Origin of the sequence: Streptomyces sp. NPDC101181, assembly GCF_044767975.1 — a bacterium.
Lineage (GTDB): Bacteria > Actinomycetota > Actinomycetes > Streptomycetales > Streptomycetaceae > Streptomyces.
The window spans coordinates 116185-138056 of the sequence record NZ_JBIWOX010000003.1 but is presented as its reverse complement, the minus strand read 5'-3'; the positions used below and the strand labels follow the sequence as shown (position 1 = coordinate 138056).

Sequence of the window (21872 nt, the reverse complement as noted above, 5' to 3'; positions counted from 1 at the left end):
AACGTTTTTCGGTTCGTCGAGCGTAAGGCGCGAAACTCCGCGTCGCTCCTTCGCTGCCTGCCGTTGTGGGGGAACTCACCTGCTCTGTCACCGGTTCGATGGAAGCGGGGCGCCGGTACGGTCGGGGCATGGACACGTTCTGGTGGGTGGCGCTGGTCGCCGTGGTGCTCGTCGCGCTCGTCGCGTCGGTGGTGGACGGCCGGGGGCGCTCGGACCGCGGGCCCCGGTCCCGGCGGCGGCCCGGGCGGCCGGCGGGTTCGACCCGTCCCCCGGGGAAGCCCTCGGGTCCGGCGGAGCGCGGCGAGGGGCGGGGGCCGCGGCCGGGCGAGGTGTGGTGGGCCGATGTGCCGTACGAGGACGGGCCCGGGTCGAAGGACCGGCCGTGCCTGGTCCTCTCGGTACGGGGGCGGGGCCGGGGGCGCGCGGCGCTCGTCGCCAAGATCACCAGCAAGCATCACGAGGAGCGGCCCGGGGTGATCGCGCTGCCCGCGGGGACGGTGGGGGACGCGCGGGGGCGGCGGAGCTTCCTGGAGACGGATGAGCTGCGCGAGGTGCGGATCTCCGAGTTCCGGCGCCGGGTGGGGACGGTGGAACCGGAGCTGTGGGAGCGGGTACGGAAGCTGGCGCGTTGAGGCGAGGGGGCGGTGGCCGTGCAGCCGCGGAGCCGTTCGAGGTGAGGCTGTCCTGCGGTGGGCCGGGGGCGGGGTCGCGCCCCGGACGGGCTGAACAGGCGGGCTGAGCGCCGGGCCCGGAGGTACGGCGCGGGGGCGGGGTCGCATCTCGGACGCGCTGAACAGGCGGGCTGAGCGCCGGGCCCGGAGGTACGGCGCGGGGGCGGGGTCCCCGGTGCCCGGGACCCCGCCCCCGGATCCGGCCCCCACAGGACCGGTCCCGTCCGGAGCGCCGCCCGGTCCCGGGCGGCGGCCGCCGCCCTCACCCGCTCACCCGCCGGGCACGTCGAGAAGGCTCCCTCGGTCACCCGTCGCCCATCGGGCTGCTGGGGAACCGCGCGGCTCGGTGGCTCACGCCCAGAGCTGGCCCTGAAGGGTTTCGATCGCCGCTTCCGTCGTCTCAGCGGTGTAGACGCCCGTCGACAGGTACTTCCAGCCGCCGTCCGCCACGACGAAGACGATATCGGCGCTCTCCCCCGCCTTGACCGCCTTCTTCCCGACGCCGATCGCCGCGTGCAGGGCGGCGCCGGTGGAGACGCCCGCGAAGATGCCTTCCTGCTGGAGGAGTTCGCGGGTGCGGGTGACCGCGTCGGCCGAGCCGACGGAGAAGCGGGTGGTGAGGACCGAGGCGTCGTACAGCTCGGGGACGAAGCCTTCATCGAGGTTGCGGAGGCCGTAGACCAGGTCGTCGTAGCGGGGTTCGGCGGCCACGATCTGGATGCCGGGGCGGTTCTCACGGAGGTAACGGCCGACGCCCATCAGCGTGCCGGTGGTGCCGAGACCCGCCACGAAGTGGGTGATGGACGGAAGGTCGGCGAGGATCTCCGGGCCGGTGGTGGCGTAGTGGGCGCCCGCGTTGTCCGGGTTGCCGTACTGGTAGAGCATCACCCAGTCCGGGTGTTCCGCCGACAGCTCCTTCGCGACGCGTACGGCGGTGTTGGAGCCGCCCGCCGCCGGGGAGGAGATGATCTCGGCGCCCCACATGGCGAGCAGGTCGCGCCGCTCCTGCGAGGTGTTCTCCGGCATGACGCACACGATGCGGTAGCCCTTGAGCCTGGCCGCCATGGCGAGCGAGATGCCGGTGTTGCCGCTGGTGGGCTCCAGGATGGTGCAGCCGGGGGTGAGCCTGCCGTCCTTCTCGGCCTGTTCGACCATGTGGAGGGCGGGGCGGTCCTTGATCGAGCCGGTGGGGTTGCGGTCCTCCAGCTTGGCCCAGACACGGACGTCCTCGGACGGGGACAGCCGCGGGAGGCGGACGAGGGGGGTGTTCCCCACGGCCGCCAGCGGGGAGTCGTACCGCATCAGCGCATGCCGCCGGCGACGGCCGGGAGGATCGTGACGTTGTCGCCGTCGCTGAGCTTGGTGGAGATGCCGTCGAGGAAGCGGACGTCCTCGTCGTTGAGGTAGACGTTCACGAAGCGGCGGAGCTGTTCGCCGTTCGCGCCGTCGACGATGCGCTCGCGGATGCCGGTGTGGCGGGTCTCCAGGTCGGCGAAGAGGTCGGCGAGGGTGTCCCCGTTGCCTTCGACGGCCTTCGCGCCGTCGGTGTAGGTGCGGAGGATGGTCGGGATGCGGACCTCGATGGCCATTGCGTGGGCTCCTGTCGGAAGCGGAGAGGTGGCGTGGGGCGCGCGTTAGGGCCCCCGCGCGGGGGGTTCGGTGCGTGGCCGGGAAGCGCGGACCGCGGCTCAGGCCGGGCGGCTCACGGGCAGGCCGCGGGCGGGACAGATCGCGCTGGCGAGCCTGCACAGGTCGACGTGCAGCCGCGCGACGAGCAGTGTGCCCGGCGTCTTGTCGCTCACGTCATGGGGAACCATGCGGGCATCGTATCGATTCCCCGGCCGGAAACCCGAGGGTGGTCTCACATCGCGGATGCCGAGCGACCACTATGCGGACGCGCGGGCGCCGGTGCGGTCGTGCGGGAGATAGACGACCGTGGGGGCTCCCGTCTTCGGATGGGTGCTGACCTCGGCGGCGACACCGTAGACCTCGCCCAGCAGTTCGGCGGTGAGGACCTTCTCCGGGGTGCCGGAGGCGACGACCCGGCCGTCCTTGAGGACGTAGAGGCGGTCGCAGTAGTAGGCGGCGAGGTTCAGGTCGTGCAGGGCGAGGAGGTTGGTGGTGCCCAGGTCGCGGACGAGGGACAGGATCTCCAGCTGGTAGCGGATGTCCAGGTGGTTGGTCGGCTCGTCCAGGACGACGAGCGCGGGCCGCTGGACCAGGGCGCGGGCGACCAGGGCGCGCTGGCGTTCGCCGCCGGAGAGGGAGGCGAAGGTACGGGGTTCGAGCGCGGCGATCCCGACCCGGGTGAGGGCGTCGGCGACCAGGGCGGTGTCGGCGGCGCTGTCCGCCTCCCAGAACCGCTTGTGCGGGGCGCGGCCCATCGCGACGACCTGGCCGACGGTCAGCTCGAAGCCCGCGTGGCTGTCCTGCGGGACGGTGGCGATCCGGCGGGCGCGGGCCTTCACGGGGAGGGTGGCGAGGTCGTCGCCGTCCAGGAGGACCCGGCCGTGGGTGGGGCGCAGGGTGCCGTAGACGCAGCGCAGGAGGGTGGTCTTGCCGCTGCCGTTGGGGCCGACCAGACCGACGGTCTCGCCGTCGGCGGCGACGAGGTCGACGGCGTCGACGAGGTGGCGGCCCTCCCCCGTCCCGTACGAGAGGGCCTCGGTGCGCAGGGTGGTCACGGGCGGGCTCCCTCAGGCGTGCGTACGGTCGTCGTGCCGGCGCTCCGAACAGGAAGAGGTCTCACGCGGGTGCTCCTTCCGGTCTGCGGCGCAGCATCCAGAGGAAGAACGGGCCGCCGGTCAGGGCGGTGAGCACACCGACCGGGATGTCCTGCGGGGCGGCGAGCGTCCGGGCCGCCAGGTCCGCGAGGACCAGGAACACCGCTCCGCCGAGCGCGGCGACCGGGAGCAGCGCGCGGTGGGAGGCCCCCACCGCCATCCGGGCCAGGTGCGGGACCATCAGCCCGATGAAGCCGATCGCCCCGCTGTACGCGACGAGCGCCCCGGTCATCAGCGAGGCGAGGACGAAGACGGCGGCCCGGAAGCGGGCGGTGTCCAGGCCGAGCACGGTCGCGCCCTCCTCCCCCACCAGGAGCAGGTCGAGGGGGCGGGCCAGGGTGAGCAGGACGGCCGTGCCGACGGCGAGGGTGACGGCGGGGAGCGCGAGCATGTCCCAGCGGGCCGCGCCGAGGCCGCCGAGGGTCCAGTAGAGGACTTCCTGGAGGTGGTCGGCGCGGGCGGAGGTGACCAGGATCAGGCTGGTCAGGGCGGACAGGACGTAGGAGACGGCGACCCCGGCGAGGACGAGCCGGTTGGTGGTGAGGCCGCCTCCGCCGCGCGCCAGGGTGTAGACGAGCAGCAGGGACAGAAGCGCCCCGGCGAAGGCGGCGGCGGGGATCGTGACGGTGGTGGCGAGGGAGGCGCCGATGCCGAGGACGATCACCAGGACGGCCCCGGTGGAGGCCCCGGAGGAGACGCCGAGGAGGAAGGGGTCGGCGAGCTGGTTGCGGACGAGGGCCTGGAGGACGGTGCCGATGACGGCGAGTCCGGCGCCGACGACGGTGCCGAGGACGACCCGGGGCAGCCGCACGTCCAGGACGATCGTGCGGAACGGGCTCGCCTGCGCCCGCCCGGTCAGGATGTCGAGCACCTGGCCGGGCGGGATGCGGACGGAGCCGAGGGCGAGGGCGGCGAGCACGGCGGCCGCGAGGAGTACGGCGAGGGCGCCGAGCACCAGGGTGTAGCGGAGCAGCCGCCGCGGTGCGGGGGTGCGGCAGGTCACGGGGTGGGGGCCGCCTCGCCCGTCTCCGGGTGGAGCTGGGCCGCGAGCTTGCCGACGGCGGCGGGGACGCGGACGCCGAGGACCGCGTCGGAGAGCGGCATGACCGCGAAGCGCTGGTTCCTGATCGCCGGGACGTCCTTCAGGGCCGGGTCGGTGAGGAGGCGCTTCTTCTTCTGTTCGACGGTGGTGGAGCCGTAGTCGTAGATCACGATCGCCTCGGGCTTGCGGGCGACGACGTTCTCCCAGGAGGCGTCCCCGAAGGACTTGTCGAGGTCGGCGAAGACGTTGGTGCCGCCCGCCCGCTTGATCAGCTCGTTGCCGATGCCCTTGCCGCCCGCGGTGAAGGCGGTCTTGTCACCGCTGTCGTAGACGAAGACGGAGACCGGCTCCAGTTCCTTGAGCTTCCCGGCGGTGGCGGCGTTGTCGGTCCTGGCCCGCTCGATCCAGGCCTCGGCGCGGTCGGCGACGCCGAAGGTGCGGCCGACCTCGCGGACCTCCTCGTAGAGGGTGTCCATCGGGGTGGCGGTCCCGGCGCAGTTCTCGGTGTTGAGCCGGGTCTCGATGCCGGACTTCTTCAGCGCCTCGCGCCCGCGCCCGTCGCCCGCCGCGAACGCGCTGGCGTAGCCGCCGTAGACGAAGTCGGGGCGGGCGGCGAGGACCTGCTCGTAGGAGGGGTACTCCTTGGCGATGACCGGGACGGAGGCGTAGTCCTTCGCGTACTTCGGCAGGACCTTGTCGTCGAGGTAGGCGGTGCCGACGAGGGACTTGGCCAGGCCCAGTTCCAGCATGATCTCGGTGACGTGCTGGTTCATGGTGACCACGCGCTTCGGCGGGGCCTGGTACGTCGTGGTGACACCGCAGTTCTTCACGGTGTACGGGAAGCCGTCGCTCTTCGCCGCGGCCTTGTCCCCGGTGGCGGCGGCGTCGCCGTCGGAGGAGGAGCAGGCGGTGAGGGCGAGCGGGAGCAGCACGGCGGCGGCTATGAGCGCGGGAGTGCGCGTGAGCGCGCGGGTGAGCACAGGGGTGCGCCGGGGCATGGCGGGGCCTCTCCGGGGGATTTCCGCGTCCCCTGGTCGATGCGGGAGAAGGCGGCGGGCCAGTTCCTGGCTTCCGGGCCGCCCGTCCGCGCAGGAGGTTCCCTGCCGGGGAGGGGCGGCCCGGTCACAGTGGCGGGACCGTGCCGGATTCGCACCGGCTTCCTGGTTCCTGCTGCCTTGTGTTCGGGTCTGGGGTGCAGTGTGCCAGACCTGTCCGGCAGGTCGGCGGGCCGCCCGGGTGGTCAGTATGCGTCGACGACCTGCACGTCTTCCTCGGTGATCTCGCCGTCCACGATGCGGTACGAGCGGAACTGGAAGGGGCCCGAGCCGTCGGTGTCGGCGGTGGAGACCAGGACGTAGTGGGCGCCGGGCTCGTTGGCGTACGTCACGTCGGTGCGGGACGGGTAGGCCTCGGTCGCCGTGTGCGAGTGGTAGACGATCACGGGGTCCTCGTCGCGGTCGTCCATCTCGCGGTAGAGCTTGAGAAGGTCGGCCGAGTCGAACTCGTAGAACGTGGGCGACCGGGCGGCGTTGAGCATCGGGATGAACCGCTCGGGGCGGCCGGTCCCGGCCGGGCCCGCGACGACCCCGCACGCCTCGTCGGGGTGGTCGGCGCGGGCGTGGGCGACGATCTGGTCGTGGAGCGTCCGGGTGATGGTCAGCATGGCGCCAGGATAGGACGAGGGCCCCCGCGTACCGGAGGGTGGTACGCGGGGGCCCGCATGCTGGACACGTCCGCCGCCGGGGCGGCCGGGGAAGCCTGACCCGGCCGGCCGGTCAGCGCTTGCCGAAGGAGGCGTTCTCCGGGTTGCGGGCTTGGAGCACCCGGTAGGAGACGAACAGGACCAGGGCCCATAGCGGGGCGCAGTAGAGCGAGATCCGGGCGTCCTTGTCGATGGCCATCATCAGGATGACGACCCCGATGAAGGCGAGCGCGAACCAGCTGGCGTAGGGGGCGCCGGGGGCCTTGAAGGAGGACTGCGGGAGCATCCCCGCGTCCGCCTTGCGGCGGTAGCGGATCTGGCTGAGCAGGATCATGATCCAGGCCCACATGCCGGAGATGGTCGCGAAGGAGACGACGTAGTTGAACGCCTCGCCCGGCCATTGGTAGTTGATCCACACGCCGACGAGCATCAGGGCGGCGGAGAAGGTGGTCCCCACGAGCGGGAGGCCGTTCTTCGTCAGCCGGGTGAAGGCCCGGGGCCCCTGCCCGTTGAGGGCGAGGTCGCGGAGCATGCGGCCGGTGGAGTACATCCCGGAGTTGCAGGAGGAGAGCGCCGCGGTGAGCACGACGAAGTTGACGATGGCGGCGCCGATGCCGAGCCCCATCTCCTCGAAGGCCTTCACGAACGGCGAGACGCCGGGCTTGAAGGTGGACCAGGGCACCACCGAGAGGATCATGATCAGCGCGCCGACGTAGAAGACGGCGATGCGCCACGGCACGGTGTTGATGGCCTTGGGCAGCACGGTCTTGGGGTCCTTGGACTCCCCGGCGGTGACGCCGACGAGCTCGACGGCGAGGAAGGCGAACATCACGATCTGGAGCGTCATCAGCATGCCGCCGACGCCGTTGGGGAAGAAGCCGCCGTCGTTCCAGAGGTTGGAGACGGTCGCGCTGTCGCCCGCGTCGGAGAAGCCGATGGTCAGGACCCCGGCGCAGATGAGGATCATGCCGACGATGGCGGTGACCTTCACCATGGAGAACCAGAACTCCAGCTCGCCGAAGAGCTTCACGGAGATCAGGTTGGCGCCGTAGAGGATGACGGTGAAGACCAGGGCCGAAAGCCACTGGGGAATGTCCCACCAGTACGTCATATAGGTGGCCGCGGCGGTGACTTCGGTGATTCCGGTGACCACCCAGAAGAGCCAGTAGGTCCAGCCGGTGACGAATCCGAAGAACGGGCCGAGGAATTCCCGGGCGTACTCCGAGAAGGAGCCGGAGACCGGGCGGTACATGAGGAGTTCGCCCAGGGCCCGCATGATGAAGAAGATCACCAGCCCGGCGAGGGCGTAGGCCAGGATGAGACTGGGTCCGGCCCGGTCGATGGCTTTGCCCGCGCCGAGGAAGAGCCCGGTGCCGATGGCTCCGCCGATGGCGATCATCTGGATCTGCCGGGCTCCCAGACCCCGCTGGTATCCCTCGCCGCTGGTCCCGGCGTCGCCGCCGGGCCGACCCTTGTCGACCTGTCCGTCGTCGACCTGCGCCGATGTCATGGTGGTGCGCCTTTCTCCACGCCGATCCGCGCCCTCAGGCCGCGGATCAGGTCCTGATCCCCCCGGATATGGATGGAGTGCTGCCGACGTTCGGCCGACGTGTAGCGCCCCCGGGGAACAGGGGTGGTGTCCCCGGGCGGTCGTGCAGATTTATCACGGCCGTCACAGGACACCACGGGATATTCTGTGGCGCACCCCACAGTCAAATGCGGACAAGCACCTCCATCAACAACGAAGGCCGCTTACCACTTGGGGGGATCGTTATACAGATCTGAGCGTCCGTTGAGCGAACGGATGACGGATCGTGACCGGCGCGCCCGGCGTGCGGGTGGGCGGGCCGGGGAGCGTTCGGGCGACCGTTACGGCATCGGCGACCGTTACGGCATCAGGGTCTCGACCAGCGTCTCCTGGAGCGCGCCGAGCCAGAGGTAGGCCATCACCATGGGCTTGCGCGGGTCGCTGTCGGGGAGCCGGTAGAGCGAGCCCCCCTCACCCTGGTCCTCGTCGGACACCTCCAGCCGGGTGCCGATGGTGAGGCGCAGGTCGTTGAGCGCACCGAGCCAGGAGCGGCTCTCGTCGCCGGTGAGGGTGAGCACCGCGCCGCCGTCACCGGCGGGCGAGAGCGCGTCCAGCGTGCGGACGACGGTCAGCGCGTCCTCGCGCTTGCGGGAGCGCAGGTCCATCTCGGTGAAGCGGCGGAACTCGGCGGACCGCTCCCGCACCTCCTCCTCGGAGCCGCCGGAGCCGTCGGGGCTGCCAGGGCCGCCCGGGCCGTTGGAGCCTCCGGACCCGCCGGGGCCGCCGTACGCGTCCGGGAAGAGCCGGGCCAGGGCCGGGTCGGAGGGCGGTTCGCTGGGGCCCTCGGCGAAGAGCGCGGCGAGTGGGTCCTCACCGTCGGCGGGCTGGTCGCCGGGGCCGACCAGTTCGAGCAGCTGGACGGCGAGGGAGCGCAGGATCGAGATCTCGACCTCGTCGAGCGCGACGGCGGCGCCGCCGCCTGGGGTGGCCTCGAAATGGCCGGCCATGGGTTCTCCGGTGGTGGGTCGATCGGGGCGGGGCTGTCGATCGGGGCTGGACTGCCGAACGGGGCTGAGCCGAGGTCAGGGGCGGTCAGTCGCGGTCCTGGGTGAGGGTGGCCCACAGCCCGTAACCGTGCATGGCCTGGACGTCGCGCTCCATCTCCTCGCGGCTTCCGCTGGAGACGACGGCGCGGCCCTTCTGGTGCACGTCGAGCATGAGCTTGTGGGCCTTGTCCTTGGAGTAGCCGAAGTAGGCCTGGAAGACGTAGGTCACATAGCTCATGAGGTTGACGGGGTCGTTGTGGACGAGCGTCACCCAGGGGACGTCCGGCTCCGGGACGGCGAAGGCCTCCTCGGCGGCGTCGGGACGTTCGATCTCCAGCGGGGTAGCAACGCTCACCTGTCCCATGCTGCCACCCGCGGGGGGTCCGCGCACAAACGGACCCCACATCTCGTCACTTTGACGAATAGGGGGTAGCATCTCAGCCATGAACTCAGCGGACCTCGGGCGACGGGTCGGCGTTCCGTCGACCGCGCTCTTCACCGACCAGTACGAGCTGACCATGGTGCAGGCGGCCTTCAAGGCCGGCACCGCCGACCGCCACGCGGTCTTCGAGGCGTTCACCCGGAGGCTGCCCGAGGGGCGGCGCTACGGGGTCGTCGCGGGTACCGGGCGGGTGCTGGACGCGGTGGAGAACTTCCACTTCGACGACGAGATGATCGGCTTCCTGCGCCAGCAGGGCATCGTGGACGAGCCGACCCTGAACTGGCTGGCGGACTACCGCTTCAGCGGTGACATCTGGGGCTACCCGGAGGGCGAGGTCTACTTCCCGGGCTCGCCGGTCCTGCGGGTGGAGGGCTCCTTCGCCGAGTGCGTGCTGCTGGAGACGGTGATCCTGTCCATCCTCAACCACGACTCCGCCATCGCGGCCGCCGCCTCACGGATGTCGGCCGCCGCCGGGGGGCGCCGCCTGATCGAGATGGGCGCGCGGCGCACCCACGAGCTGTCCGCGGTCGCCTCGGCCCGCGCCGCGTACGTCGGCGGCTTCGACGCCACCTCCGACCTGGCGGCGGGCTTCCGCTGGGCGATCCCGACCGTCGGCACCAGCGCCCACGCCTTCACCCTGCTGCACGACACCGAGCGCGACGCGTTCCGGGCCCAGGTGGACTCGCTGGGCCGCGGCACGACGCTGCTGGTCGACACCTACGACGTGGCGGAGGCGGTCCGCGCGGCCGTGGAGATCGCGGGCCCGGAGCTGGGAGCCGTACGGATCGACTCCGGCGACCTGCTGCTGGTGGCGCACCGGGTGCGGCAGCAGCTGGACGAGCTGGGCGCCACGGACACCAGGATCGTGGTGACCTCGGATCTGGACGAGTACGCGATCGCCTCGCTGGCCGCCGCGCCGGTGGACGCGTACGGGGTCGGCACCCAGCTGGTCACCGGCAGCGGGCACCCCACGTGCTCGATGGTCTACAAGCTGGTGGCCCGCGCCGGTTCGGCCGAGCCGGACGCCCCGCTGGTGCCGGTCGCCAAGAAGTCGCTGGGTGCGAAGGCGTCGAGGGGCGGCCGCAAGTGGGCGGCGCGCCGGACCGACGAGCACGGGGCCGCCGAGGCCGAGGTGATCGGCACCGGGCCGGTCCCCGCGGAGCTGGCCGGCCGGCAGCTGCTGGTGGAGCTGGTGCGCGGCGGCGAGGTGGTCGCCCGCGAGCCGCTGGACGCGGCCCGGGAGCGGCACGTGGCCGCGCGCGCGGGGCTGCCGATGTCGGCGATCCAGCTGTCGCGGGGCGAGCCGGTGATCCCCACCGAGTACGTCTGAGGGGGGCGCGGTCCGTGCGCCGGGGCGGCCCGGGGCTCTCGCCCCGGCGCACGGACCGCCGCGTTCCGCCCCGGGGGTTTCGTGGACGGGCTTGATTGTGACGTTCCAGTCCCTAGGCTCGGACTCCCGGCCCCACCGGGGTCCGGGTCCACGGGACGGGACCCGGCCCGCCGACCGCCGCCCCCGGGAGCCCCGGCGGCCCGGCACCGCACCCACCGTCCTCGTACCACTGATCCCCGTACCGCCCCGTACCGCCCCGCACCACACCGCCTCGGAACCATCCCCGCTCACTCCCCACCGAAGGACACCCGCCATGCACCGCGCATTGATCGTCGTGGACGTGCAGAACGACTTCTGCGAGGGCGGCAGCCTCGCGGTGACGGGCGGTGCCGATGTCGCCGCCGCCATCACCGACCTGATCGGCGACGCCCAGCCCGCCTACCGCCACGTGGTGGCCACCCGCGACCACCACGTCGACCCGGGCGACCACTTCTCGGACACCCCGGACTTCGTCGACTCCTGGCCGGTGCACTGCGTCGCCGGTACGGAGGGCGTGGGCTTCCACCCGAACTTCGCGCCCGCCGTCGCCTCCGGCGCGATCGACACCGTGTTCGACAAGGGTGCCTACTCGGCCGCGTACAGCGGTTTCGAGGGCACCGACGAGAACGGGATCGGCCTGACCCAGTGGCTCCGGGACCGTGAGGTGACCGAGGTCGACGTGGTCGGCATCGCCACCGACCACTGTGTGCGGGCCACCGCGCTGGACGCGGCCCGTGCGGGCTTCGTCACCCAGGTGCTGCTCGACCTGACCGCGGGGGTCGCCGCGCCGACCACGGAGCGGGCCCTGGAGGAGCTGCGCACCGCCGGGGTGAAGCTCTCCGGCACGCCGGTCGTCGCGTAGCCGCACGCCCCCCGTCGGCGCGTCCCCGACGACAGCTCGCGTCGAGAGGTCCCGGCCGCCTCGCCCGGCTCGCCCCGACCCGGGGCTACGCGGCCGGGCGGGCGGGTCCGGCGTACCCGCCCGGTCCCAGGAGGGCCCGGATCGGGTGCCACAGCTCCTGGGAGGGCTGCGAGGACAGCGCGGGCGGCGACAGCGGGGAAAGCCGGGCGGGCGCGGACAGCGACGACGGGTCCGGCTCCCCCGGCTGCGGTCCGACCTGGCCCGGCCGCCCGGGGGCGGCGTGCTGCGGCGCGCCCCGCCACAGCAGCCCGTCCGGGTGGTGCAGCACTGCCGTCACCTCGTCCGGGGTCGGCGGCTGGTCGTTGCCGCGCAGATAGACCGCCCGCAGCCCCAGATTGCGCAGCCTGGTCAGGGCGCGCGCCCGGTTCGCCGCGTGCACCAGCACCCGGACCGGGGCCCCGGGCCCCGCCCCCGTACCGGCGCGGGGCGCCGTGCCGTCGACGGGTCTGGTGAGGGTGAGGGCCACCACCACCGTGCCGTTCGGCAGCTTGCAGAAACCTCCGCCTGCCATGCTCCACGCTCCCCCGTGAGACGTCGTGTCAATAAGGATAGGGACAAGACGCACCTAAACACGATCGGCCGCCGCCCGCTAGAGGGCGACGGCCGATCATGCTCTGACCTGGAGGTTTACCAAATTATCGGCCCGAGGGGCTCACCAGCAGGCTCATCGTGGAGCCGTCTCGCGGCTCGTGGACGATGGAGATGCGGGTGTTGGTGTCAGAAACCTTGACACTGCCCGTGGGGTTCTCCTTGTACCAGTAGGTGCCCTTGCGGTCGTCGAAGACCGGGTTGCCCAGGCTCGGCTTGATGGACAGCGGCACGTCCGCGTTGTGGAGCGTGAAGCCCTGGTTCGGGTACCAGCTGAACGGGGCGTCGAACGGCTGGATCTTGTTACGGACCAGCGAGCCGTCCTTCCACTTCAGCGGCTTCGCGTGGGCGTCGACCGGCAGGATCAGACCCTGGCCCGGGTGGGCCGAGGTGTTGTTGTCCTTCTGCGAGGTGTCCCACAGCCAGACCAGCAGACCGTTCTGGTACGCGTAGTGCTCGACCCAGTCCGGACGCGTCGTGGAGAAGCCGAAGTTGTACGGGCCGACCTTCAACGTCTCGTCGTAGCTGACGTACTGGCGGTTCTCCGCGATGTAGTACTGCGGGTAGTCCTGCGTGAACGACTCGCCGATCCGCGAGAAGCCCTTCGCCGTCCAGCCGTTCTCGTCGCCCTCGGCGTTGTCCGAGAAGAGCGGGGCGCCGTCGGCGGTGAGGGTGATCGCGTCGGCCGTGAAGCCCTTGCCGCCCGCGCCGCCGTCCGTCTGGTAGCGGAAGCGGAGGTCGACCTTCTTGCCCGCGTAGGCGTCCAGCGGGAAGGAGAGCTTCTGGTGGCCGCCCGAGACACCGGTCAGGGCCGGCTTGTCGCTGGCGTCCCGCGGGAGGGCCTTGCCGTCGGCGGTGCCGTCGAGCGGGGTCCAGCTGGTGCCGCCGTTGTCCGAGACCTCGGTGTAGAGGAAGTCGTAGTCGGCCTCGATGTCGTACCAGCCCGAAAGGTCCAGCGTGGCCTTGGACTTGCCGGTCAGGTCGACCGAGCGGGTCAGGGTGTTCGACAGGTTGTCGCCCTGGTCGCTCCACCACTGCTTGGCGCCCTCGGCGGGCTTGACCACGGTGGTGGTGACGGACTTGGCCGGGAGGTCGACGACCAGCGCCTGCGGGTTCTTGGTGTTGTACTCCGAGACGCCCAGCTTGTGCAGCGAGGTCTTGCCCGCCTTGGCCTTGTCGTAGTCGAGCCAGCCGAGCTGGAGCTTGTCCCACGAGGTCATGTCGCCCGGCAGGTTGCCGATCTCGCCCTTGCCGGTGCCGAGCCAGGAGCCCGCCGACATCAGGGACCAGAAGCCGACCGAGTTCTCGCCGCCGCCGGAGGTGTCGTACAGGTCCGGCAGACCGAGGTCGTGGGCGTACTCGTGGGCGAAGACGCCCAGTCCGCCGTTCTCGGGCTGGACGGTGTAGTCGCCCACCCAGACACCGGTGTCGCCGATCTGCGCGCCGCCGGCCTTGTTGTCGGCGGGACCGGTCGCTCCGGCGTTGGTGCCGTACGCGTACCAGCGGTGCGCCCAGATGGCGTTCTCGCCCTCGGCGCCGCCGCCCGCGGACTCGTCCTCACCGGCGTGGACCAGCTGGAAGTGGTCGATGTAGCCGTCGGGCTCGTTGAAGTTGCCGTCGCCGTCGAAGTCGTAGCGGTCCCACTGGTCGTACTCGGCCAGGTCCGCCTTGATCTGGGCGTCGGTGCGGCCCTTGGCCTTCTGGTCGGCGACCCAGGCGTTCACGCCGTCGCGGACCGCGTCCCACACGTTGGCGCAGTTGGACTGGCCGCAGTAGTTGGAGCCGTAACGGGCCTCGTTGTAGTCGACCTTGACCCAGTCGGAGACCTCGCCCTCGACCGAGTAGCGGCCCGAGGAGGTCTTCTCGTAGTAGGTCTTGAGCGAGTGGACGCCCTTGCCCTCGCCGAAGTACAGCTCCTGGAAGTGCTCCTGGTTGTAATCGGCCTTCCAGGCGGTGCTGTTGTCCTTCTTCGGGTCCGGCTTGGCGATCTCGTTGTGCGCCGGGCCGGGGGTGCCGCCGTACTTCTTGACGGGCGGCTTGGGGCCGTCGCCGTCCGGGTCGTACATCGTGGTGTCGTCGACCTTGTCGCCGAACTCCAGCAGGATGGTGAAGATCTTGTCGGTCTTCTCCCGTCCCAGCTCCACGTACTTCTTGTCGCCGAGCTTGACGACTTTGGAACCGCTGCGGTTCGCCACCTTCTTGTACCCGGCGAGCACCTGCTCCAGCGCGGCCTCCCGCTGCGCCGCCTGCTGCTCGCTGAAGGGTCCTTCGAGGTTGTGCTCGACGTGTCCCTTGGCCGGCGCCGGGTCCCGGCGGTCGACGGTGGAAGCGCCGGAAGCCGACGTGGTGTCATGCGCCTGGGCGGTGGCGAAGGTCGACGCCGTCGCGGCGGTCGCAGCCATGGCCACGACAACGGCGGCGGTACGAAGCGCCCGTCTGTGATTGGTCACTTGATGCAGTCCTCCCCGGGCGTCCGCGCCTCGGCCAGGGGGGTAAGGAGAGGGCCGCGCGCGTAACGCGTCACAAGTGACGACATTCGATCGGAGTCATGAGAGAAAAGACAGACCTTGACTTGAACAGACCAAGTGCACTATGCAGGACCGGATTTCCGGTATGCGAACGATCAGGAAACGGTAAAGAAACGACCAGGCCGGGCCTGACCCGGCCCCGCCGCCACCGGGCGCGCCGAGCCGTCCGGCCGCTGGGACACGTGACTCCGTGCGCCCCCTGTGCACCGGTACCGTGGGTGAGGTCACGCTTACCGCCGGTCCCGGTAGGGCATCCACCGTCGTAGGGTCGCTCGACACCGCGACCGCGCCGACCGCCCCGCCCATCCGACGTCCCGAGGACGGAATCCGCCATGCCGCGTCCGACCGCCGCACAGTACGCCTACGGTTCGGCCACCGTCGTCGTCACGGCCCTCGCCCTGCTGCTCCTGCTCCGAACGGAGTCGGGCGTCGGCGTGGCCGCCATCGGCACGGCCTCCCTCGTGCTCGGCCTGCTGGCCGCCGTGGCCCTGCCCGCCTCCCGGAACGGCCGGGCCAGGGCGGGCACGGCAGCCGCGACCACCAGCGCCGCGCAGACCGCCGCCGCGGCCCGTACCCGCCGGGCCCTGGAGGGGATCGGAGCGCGCGAGCGCATCCCGGCCCCCCGGTCCTCGGCGCGGTCGGGCGAGCACTCCCTGCGTCGCTGAGAGGCACCAGGCCCGGCCCGCTAGTTGACGGAGACCACGACCGTCTTGGCCGCCTTGTCCTGAAGACCCTGCCGGTAGGGCTTGTCGGTGAACATCAGCACGATGTTGATGAGCCACCACAGGCACGGGCAGCACAGCAGCGCCGGGGCCCACAGCACGACGGCCCGCATCAGCGCGACGTTCGTGTCGGGCACCCGCCCGTCGTTGAGCATCGCGACGCGCAGCTTCAGCAGCCGCTTGCCCACGGTGCGGCCGTCCTTGTGCGTGAAGTAGGTGTCGTACGCGACGTAGACCACGAGGCCGATGAGCGACCAGATCAACTGGTGTCCGGAGTAGGCCGCGTTGAAGCCGTTGTCGCCGTCCCCGCCGACGTCGACCGCGCCGCCCCAGGGCAGCGAGATCAGATACAGCGGGATCGAGATGATGAGGAAGTCGATCAGGCGCGCCAGGATCCGCTTGCCCGGCTCGGCGAGCGGCGGCATCCCGGCCAGCGGGTCGGGCGCCCCGAAGCCGCCGCCGTACGGGTCGTTCGACGGGGGCGGAGGCGGCGGCGGGGGCGGCGCACTGCCGTACGGCTGACCCGCGGACGGCGGCGGGGGCTCCTGCGGCTTCTTGAGGAACGGATCGTCGTCCTCGGGCGGCTGGCCGGGCGTCGGCTGGTCGTTGCTCATGGGGGCAGTGCATCCCGGCCCGCAAGGGCTCGCAACGGCTCAGGTGCGTTCGGGGGACGCGGAGCGGCATACGAGTCTAGACCGGCATGTCGCCACCCGCCCGGCCAGTTCTTCCGATAAGCAGACGGGTCGCGCGTCAGCCCGCGACGAAGGTATGGGCCGCCTTGTCGTGCCAGCACTGACGCCAGGGGCGGTCGATCAGGCACCAGAGCACATTGAGGACGCCGAGGACCAGCACGCCCAGCACCCCGTAGACGAGCCAGCGGCGCAGGGCGGCCCCCAGCGTGGGGGTGCCGTGGGACTCGATGTCCCGTACGTCGAGTCCGAAGAGCTTCTTGCCCAGCGTGCGACCCCACTTGGCGGTGGGCACCGCCTCCAGCAGGAAGCCGAGGAGAAGGAACGCGCCGAGCAGGGCGCCCAGCAGCGCCCCGGTGGTGCCGTCCAGGAGCCAGACCGTGACGGTCTCCCCGGTCTGCTCGGCGGCGGTGATCTTCCGGTCGACGTGGTCCAGCGCCCGCGCGCTCAGCGGTACGGCGACCGCCCCGGCGGCCGCGCCGAGCACGAGGTTGTCGATCAGCCGGGCGGCGAAGCGCTTGCCGAGCCCGGCGGGCCGGACCGCGGCCTGGGAGCGGGCGAGCTGCTGGAAGGGGTCGTCTGCCGGGGGCTTCCAGGGCACGACGGGCTGCTGATCGGCCCCGGCCACCGGGGAAGCCTGGGCCTCCTGCGGCTCCGGCGACGCCTGCCGCGTTTCGGGCTGGGCCAGTTGGTGCACCTGCTGCGCCCAGGAGGCGGACCCGCCGCCGGGGACGTGCGGGGCGGGCGGGGCGGAGACCTGGGCGGGCGGGGCGGGCGCGAGCGCCGAGGCAGGCAGGGGCGCCGGGGCGGGGGCGGGGGCCTGGGCGGGAGCGGGGGCCTGGACCGGTCCTTGCGGCTGCGCCTGCTTCTGGGGCGGTCCTCCTGCCGGGAGTCGGCCTTGCTGCGGTCCCTGAAGTTGCCCTGGGTACGCGCCCTGTTGGCTCTGCTGGCCCTGCGCGCCCTGCTGGCTCTGCTGCTGTGCCGGGAGGGCGGCGGCCGGGCCCGGTGCGCCGGGGCGGGGTGAGGGCTGAGGTTGCTGCGACGGCGACGGCAGGGGCTGGGACTGGGGCTGCGGCTGTACGGCGCCGGGGTGCTGCGGGCCCGTCAGCGCGCGGGGCGCCGGGGCGGCCGAGGCGTTCCGGTCGGCGGGCGCGCTGCGGTCGGCCGGGGCGCTTCGCGGGGTGCGCGGGCCCTGCGGCGGGGCGGAGTCCGGCCGCGCGGCGCCGGGCCCGCCCGCCACGCCCGACGCCCGGCCGGACGCGCGGATCGTCAACGTGCCCTCGGCGGGCGGGCGCGCCGCGACCGGGGCGGGGGCCCGGTCGCCGCCGTCCCGCATGCCCGGCAGAGCGCCCCCGGCCGGGTCCTGTGCCACGGCTCCCCGCGGGCCGTCGGGGACGGCCGCGGCGGCGGAAGCGGAAGCGGCGGCCGGACCCGGGTCCTCCGGCTCCGCCGCCGGGACGGGCCAGGACACCTGGTGGTCGCGCTCGCCGCCGAAGCCGGTCTGCCGCGCGGTGTCCGCCTGCCAGACGGAAGCGGACCCGGGGCCGTCCTGGTCGGCGGGAGAGGGGGACGGGTCCGCGTCGTCCTCCTCGTCGAAGAAGATCGGCCCGGTCTCCTCCACCGGCGCGGTCCGCCCACCCGCCTGCGGAGCGGACGACGGAGCGGCAGAGGAGGAGGGAACGGAAGCAGCCGAGGGGGCGGGGGCGGAAGCGGGAGCGGGGGCGGTCTGCTGGGGCGCGGGCCGGCTCGTACCGGGGACCCAGGACGCACCGTTCCAGTACCGGACGTAACCGGGGATGGAGGGGTCGGGGTAGTAGCCCTCGCGGGGGCTCTCGTCACCGGGTGCCGGAGTTGGCGCGCTCATCAGCGGGTCCCGTATCTCTTGGAGGTCTCAGGCCGTCCCCGGCATGCGGGCTGACGGCCCCGATACAAGGGACCACATCTACCAGACAGCCACCCGCCCCCGGGCCGGTCCGACCGTTCGGGACCACTTTCGAGCTGACCCGAAGTTTTTTTGAGAAGTCGCGTAATAGCTGGCGGGGAGGGCGCTCTCTCCTTGTGCGGGACGGTCACCGGACCGGCCCATGAGCACCGGAAGGTCGTGCATTCTCATGATGAACATCGTGGAACGAGAGCTGGAGCTGAAGCTGGTCCTGTCCCCCGAGCGGTCCATCCCCGTGCCCGCCCGGCTGACGTATCGCACCGACGACCCCTATGCCGTGCACGTCGCCTTCCACATCAGCTCCGAGTCGCCCGTGCACTGGACGTTCGCCCGGGAGCTGCTGGTGGAGGGCGTGTTCCGGCCGTGCGGGCACGGGGACGTGCGGATCTGGCCGACGAAGGTCGACAACCGCAGCGTCGTCTGCGTGGCGCTCACCTCCCCCGACGGCAACGCCCTGCTCGAAGTGCCGGCCGCGGCGGTGGCCGCGTGGGTGGAGCGGACGCTGCGGGTGGTGCCCCCGGGCACCGAGAGCGAGCGGCTCGGCATCGACGAGGCGCTCGCGGAGCTGCTGGCCCCGCTGCCCGCCGACGACCTGTGGCTGAGCGACCCGTGGTCGGCGGACGAGTCCTCGTCCCAGGACGGTGATGCGTGAGAGCGGCCGCGGGCGGCCGGGTTCAGAAGAGCTTGCCGGGGTTGAGCAGGCCGAGCGGGTCGAAGGCGGCCTTGATGCCGCGCTGCAACTCCACGCCGGTCTCGCCCAGTTCACGGGCGAGCCACTCCTTCTTGAGGACGCCGACGCCGTGCTCGCCGGTGATGGTGCCGCCCAGTTGCAGACCGAGCGCCATGATCGCGTCGAAGGACTCGCGGGCCCGGCGGGACTCGTCGGGGTCGGTGTGGTCGAAGCAGACGACGGGGTGGGTGTTGCCGTCGCCCGCGTGGGCGCAGACGCCGATGGTCAGGTCGTACTCCTCGGCGATGGCGGCCGTGCCCGCGAGCATCGCGCCGAGCCGTGAGCGGGGGACGCAGACGTCGTCGATCATCGTGGCGGACTTGACGGTCTCCAGGGCGGTGAGGGACATCCGGCGGGCCTGGAGGAGGAGTTCGGACTCGGCGGGATTATCCGCGGGGACCACCTCGGTGGCCCCGGCGGCGGTGCACAGCTCCCCGACGGCGGCGAGATCGGCCGCGGGGTCGGGGGTGTCGAAGGCGCAGAGCAGCAGGGCCTCCGTGGTCTCGGGCAGTCCCATGGCGGCCAGTTGGTTGACGGCGCGCACGGTCGTCCGGTCCATCAGTTCGAGGAGTGACGGGGTGTGACCGCGCTCCATGATCCGGCACACCGCGTCACAGGCTCCGGCGGCCGAGGGGAACTCGGCGGCGAGCACGAGCTGGCGCGGCGGCTGCGGCCTGAGCGCGAGGACGGCCTTGACGACGATCCCGAGGCTGCCCTCGGAGCCGACGAAGAGCCGGGTCAGGTCGTACCCGGCGACGCCCTTGGCGGTGCGGCGGCCTGTGGTCAGCAGTCGGCCGTCGGCGAGGACGACGTCCAGGCCCAGGACGTATTCGGCGGTGACCCCGTACTTCACGCAGCACAGCCCGCCGGACGCGGTGCCGATGTTGCCGCCGATGGTGCACATCTCCCAGCTGGAGGGGTCCGGCGGGTAGTACAGACCGTGTTCACCGACCGCGCGTGAGAGCACCGCGTTGATGACGCCCGGTTCGACGACGGCGATCCGGTCGACCGGGCTGATCTCCAGAATGCGGTCCATCTTCACCAGGGAGAGCACGATGCAGCCGTCCGAGGCGTTGGCCGCGCCGGACAGGCCCGTGCGGGCACCCTGCGGGACGACCGGGACGCGCAGCGCGGTCGCGGTGCGCATGACGTGCTGGACCTGCTCGACCGTGCGCGGGAGGACGACGACGGCCGGGACGCCCGCCTCGCAGAAGCTCGCCATGTCGTGCGCGTAGGACGCGGTGACGTCCGGATCGGTGATCAGGGCCTCGGGGGGCAGTTCCGCGCGCAGCCGTTCGAGGAGATCGCTCATGTTTCCAGCGTGGCACTCCGGGGCCAATGGTGTGAACCCGTGAGCGGCAGCGAACCCAAGGCGCGGTGTGCTCGTATGACTGACGCACAGTGATGGCCATGGATGTCACGCCCCAGCAGGATCCCGAGTCCCGCCGGACGCCAGAGCCGTCCCCGCACGACCTCTACGCCCTGCCCGCCGAAGGCGCCACCGCCGTTCCCCCGCCGCCTCCCACGCTGCGGACCACCTTGCGCCGCGCCGCTTTCGGGGCGGTCGCCGCCGGGGTGCTGCTGGCCGGGGCGCTGGTGGCGGGGGACGACGAGAAGGACGCGGCGAAGGAGCCGGGGCCGGTGGAGCGGGCCGAGGCGGCGGCGACCGCGGGCTCTCCCGCGGCGCTCTCGGACCTGACCGCGCTGATCGGGGACCGGCGGAAGTGGGTGGAGGCGCACCCCTCGGACGCCCCGTCCTGGGCGACGCTCGGCACGGCGTACGTGGAGTGGGCGCGGCGCTCGGCGGACCCGGCGTACTACGCGCGCGCCGAGCAGGCGCTGAAGCGCTCGCTGGAGGTACGGCCGGGCGAGCGGGGCAACGGGGCGGCGTGGGTGGGTCTCGCGGCGCTGGCCAACGCCCGCCACGACTTCCTGGCCGGCAAGCGGTGGGGCGAGACGGTGCGGAAGCAGCAGCCGGATGTATGGAGCGTGTACCCGGTCCTCATCGACGCGTACACCGGGCTCGGGGACCAGAAGGCGGCGACCGCGGCGGCGGAGAAGTTCGGCGAGCTGCGCAAGGGCGTCCCGGCGCTGGCCCGGACCGCCGAGGTGTACCGGGGCCAGGGCTGGCGCGAGGACGCGCTGGCCGCCGCGCGGGAGGCGGCGGACCGGGCGACGCAGCCCGCCGAGAAGGCCGAGGCGCTGCACCGGCTGGGCGAGCTGGCCCGGGAGCGGGGCGAACCGGAGGAGGCGCTGGCGCAGTACGGGGCGGCGCTGCGCACGGACCCCGGTCACCACGCGTCGCTCGCCGGGAAGGCCCGCGCGCTGACGGCGCTGGACCGGGCCGACGAGGCGCTGGCCGCCTACCAGAGCGCGATCGAGAAGCTGCCGCGCCCGGTGTACGTCCTCGAACTGGGTGAGCTGTACGAGGCGCAGGGCCTGGACGGCGACGCCCGTACCCAGTACGCGGAGCTGCGGGAGTCGGTGGCCGCGGCGAAGAGGGCCGGGGTGGACGAGTCGCTGCTGCTGGCCCGGTACGAGAGCGACCACGGCGATCCGCGGGCGGCGGTGGAACTGCTGCGCGCCCAGTGGCGGGGGCAGCACCGCAGTGCCGCGGTGGCGGACGCGCTCGGCTGGGCGCTGCACCGGGCGGGTCGGTCGCGGGAGGGTCTGGAGTACGCGGAGCGGGCCGTCGACTCGGGGGTGCGGGACGCTTCGTACGCGTACCACCTGGGGGTGATCCAGCGGGAGCTGGCGGACTACGGTCCGGCCCGCCGCCATCTGGAGGAGGCGCTGCGCACGAATCCGGAGTTCTCCCCGCTGGCCGCACCGCTGGCGCGGGAGGCCCTGGAGGCGCTCGGCGACCCGCCGAACGGCGGTCCCGGTGACATGCAGCCGCCGCCTCCGCCCCCGCCGCCGCCCGCGCCGCCCGCGCCCGAGCGAAAGCCGGAGCCGGAGCCGAAGCCCGAGCCGGAGAAGAAGCCGGGGCGGGAGAAGCCCGAGGCCCCGGCACCGGCTCCGTCGCGCACGGCCCCCGCGAAGTCCCCCTCCCCCGCCGCCTCGGAGCGGGCGCGGGAGCCCGAGGAGGCGAAGGAGCCCGGGAAAGCCGGTACACAGGGGGCCGCGCCGGGCGCGTAGATACTTCCGCGCGGGAACGGCGGACGCCGC

General features: G+C 72.4%; 21 protein-coding genes and 1 riboswitch. Of the genes, 6 read left to right on the top strand and 15 right to left on the bottom strand.

Annotated features, from left to right (window positions below):
* Positions 1-128: 128 nt before the first annotated feature.
* Positions 129-632: a type II toxin-antitoxin system PemK/MazF family toxin gene (locus tag ACIRRU_RS07280; RefSeq protein ID WP_403677297.1), complete on the top strand. Its 504-nt coding sequence runs from the start codon at positions 129-131 to the stop codon at positions 630-632.
* A 390-nt stretch (positions 633-1022) separates the two neighbouring features.
* Here the strand turns inward: ACIRRU_RS07280 and ACIRRU_RS07275 are convergent, their stop codons facing one another.
* From ACIRRU_RS07275 to clpS, 10 genes are all read right to left on the bottom strand, one after another.
* Positions 1023-1973, bottom strand: a complete 951-nt coding sequence (locus ACIRRU_RS07275; RefSeq protein ID WP_403677294.1) for a PLP-dependent cysteine synthase family protein — start codon at positions 1971-1973, stop codon at positions 1023-1025.
* Positions 1973-2260 (bottom strand): MoaD/ThiS family protein, encoded by a 288-nt coding sequence (locus ACIRRU_RS07270; protein WP_363199738.1) that lies wholly within the window; start codon positions 2258-2260, stop codon positions 1973-1975. Before ACIRRU_RS07270 ends, ACIRRU_RS07275 begins: the two co-directional genes overlap by 1 nt.
* Positions 2261-2359: 99 nt before the next feature.
* Positions 2360-2488 carry a putative leader peptide gene (locus tag ACIRRU_RS07265; protein WP_363199739.1) on the bottom strand — a complete coding sequence of 43 codons (129 nt, stop codon included), beginning with the start codon at positions 2486-2488 and terminating at the stop codon, positions 2360-2362.
* 69 nt (positions 2489-2557) lie between these two features.
* Entirely contained in the window at positions 2558-3355 is a 798-nt protein-coding gene (locus ACIRRU_RS07260) for an ABC transporter ATP-binding protein (protein WP_403677290.1), read from the bottom strand.
* 61 nt (positions 3356-3416) lie between these two features.
* Complete coding sequence (locus tag ACIRRU_RS07255; RefSeq protein WP_403677288.1) at positions 3417-4457, bottom strand: FecCD family ABC transporter permease; 1041 nt, start codon at positions 4455-4457, stop codon at positions 3417-3419.
* Positions 4454-5494: an ABC transporter substrate-binding protein gene (locus ACIRRU_RS07250; RefSeq protein WP_403677285.1), complete on the bottom strand. Its 1041-nt coding sequence runs from the start codon at positions 5492-5494 to the stop codon at positions 4454-4456. Before ACIRRU_RS07250 ends, ACIRRU_RS07255 begins: the two co-directional genes overlap by 4 nt.
* A gap of 60 nt (positions 5495-5554) precedes the next feature.
* Positions 5555-5662, bottom strand: a riboswitch (cobalamin riboswitch).
* 74 nt (positions 5663-5736) lie between these two features.
* Positions 5737-6159 (bottom strand): M67 family metallopeptidase, encoded by a 423-nt coding sequence (locus tag ACIRRU_RS07245; RefSeq protein ID WP_363199743.1) that lies wholly within the window; start codon positions 6157-6159, stop codon positions 5737-5739.
* Positions 6160-6271: 112 nt separating this feature from the next.
* The gene (locus ACIRRU_RS07240) at positions 6272-7708 is read right to left on the bottom strand and encodes an amino acid permease (RefSeq protein ID WP_403677280.1); all 1437 of its coding nucleotides are present in this window, start codon (positions 7706-7708) and stop codon (positions 6272-6274) included.
* A gap of 377 nt (positions 7709-8085) precedes the next feature.
* The gene (locus tag ACIRRU_RS07235) at positions 8086-8733 is read right to left on the bottom strand and encodes a DUF2017 domain-containing protein (protein ID WP_403677277.1); all 648 of its coding nucleotides are present in this window, start codon (positions 8731-8733) and stop codon (positions 8086-8088) included.
* Positions 8734-8818: 85 nt separating this feature from the next.
* Entirely contained in the window at positions 8819-9136 is a 318-nt protein-coding gene (gene clpS, locus ACIRRU_RS07230; RefSeq protein ID WP_363199746.1) for an ATP-dependent Clp protease adapter ClpS, read from the bottom strand.
* A 79-nt stretch (positions 9137-9215) separates the two neighbouring features.
* On the opposite strand from clpS, the gene ACIRRU_RS07225 reads away from it, so the two are divergent.
* Together ACIRRU_RS07225 and ACIRRU_RS07220 are read left to right on the top strand one after the other, a co-directional pair.
* Complete coding sequence (locus ACIRRU_RS07225; RefSeq protein WP_403677273.1) at positions 9216-10544, top strand: nicotinate phosphoribosyltransferase; 1329 nt, start codon at positions 9216-9218, stop codon at positions 10542-10544.
* 313 nt (positions 10545-10857) lie between these two features.
* Positions 10858-11445: an isochorismatase family protein gene (locus tag ACIRRU_RS07220; protein ID WP_363199748.1), complete on the top strand. Its 588-nt coding sequence runs from the start codon at positions 10858-10860 to the stop codon at positions 11443-11445.
* 85 nt (positions 11446-11530) lie between these two features.
* Here ACIRRU_RS07220 and ACIRRU_RS07215 read toward each other — a convergent pair whose 3' ends face one another.
* Both ACIRRU_RS07215 and ACIRRU_RS07210 read right to left on the bottom strand, forming a co-directional pair.
* Entirely contained in the window at positions 11531-11890 is a 360-nt protein-coding gene (locus ACIRRU_RS07215) for a hypothetical protein (protein ID WP_403677853.1), read from the bottom strand.
* Between the two features lie 250 nt (positions 11891-12140).
* Positions 12141-14543: an immune inhibitor A domain-containing protein gene (locus ACIRRU_RS07210; protein ID WP_403677271.1), complete on the bottom strand. Its 2403-nt coding sequence runs from the start codon at positions 14541-14543 to the stop codon at positions 12141-12143.
* A gap of 410 nt (positions 14544-14953) precedes the next feature.
* On the opposite strand from ACIRRU_RS07210, the gene ACIRRU_RS07205 reads away from it, so the two are divergent.
* Positions 14954-15286, top strand: coding sequence for a hypothetical protein (locus ACIRRU_RS07205; RefSeq protein WP_403677268.1), 333 nt, complete (start codon positions 14954-14956; stop codon positions 15284-15286).
* Positions 15287-15306: 20 nt separating this feature from the next.
* Here ACIRRU_RS07205 and ACIRRU_RS07200 read toward each other — a convergent pair whose 3' ends face one another.
* Together ACIRRU_RS07200 and ACIRRU_RS07195 are read right to left on the bottom strand one after the other, a co-directional pair.
* On the bottom strand, positions 15307-15957 hold the full coding sequence (locus tag ACIRRU_RS07200) for an RDD family protein (RefSeq protein WP_363199752.1): 651 nt from the start codon (positions 15955-15957) through the stop codon (positions 15307-15309).
* 136 nt (positions 15958-16093) lie between these two features.
* The gene (locus ACIRRU_RS07195; RefSeq protein WP_403677265.1) at positions 16094-17896 is read right to left on the bottom strand and encodes an RDD family protein; all 1803 of its coding nucleotides are present in this window, start codon (positions 17894-17896) and stop codon (positions 16094-16096) included.
* A 247-nt stretch (positions 17897-18143) separates the two neighbouring features.
* Between ACIRRU_RS07195 and ACIRRU_RS07190 the strand changes: the two genes are divergently transcribed.
* Positions 18144-18626 (top strand): SsgA family sporulation/cell division regulator, encoded by a 483-nt coding sequence (locus ACIRRU_RS07190; protein ID WP_363199754.1) that lies wholly within the window; start codon positions 18144-18146, stop codon positions 18624-18626.
* Positions 18627-18648: 22 nt separating this feature from the next.
* On the opposite strand, the gene ACIRRU_RS07185 is transcribed toward ACIRRU_RS07190, so the two are convergent.
* Positions 18649-20016 carry an FAD-binding oxidoreductase gene (locus ACIRRU_RS07185; RefSeq protein ID WP_403677263.1) on the bottom strand — a complete coding sequence of 456 codons (1368 nt, stop codon included), beginning with the start codon at positions 20014-20016 and terminating at the stop codon, positions 18649-18651.
* Positions 20017-20114: 98 nt separating this feature from the next.
* On the opposite strand from ACIRRU_RS07185, the gene ACIRRU_RS07180 reads away from it, so the two are divergent.
* Positions 20115-21842, top strand: a complete 1728-nt coding sequence (locus tag ACIRRU_RS07180; RefSeq protein ID WP_403677261.1) for a tetratricopeptide repeat protein — start codon at positions 20115-20117, stop codon at positions 21840-21842.
* The last annotated feature ends 30 nt before the right edge of the window (positions 21843-21872 follow it).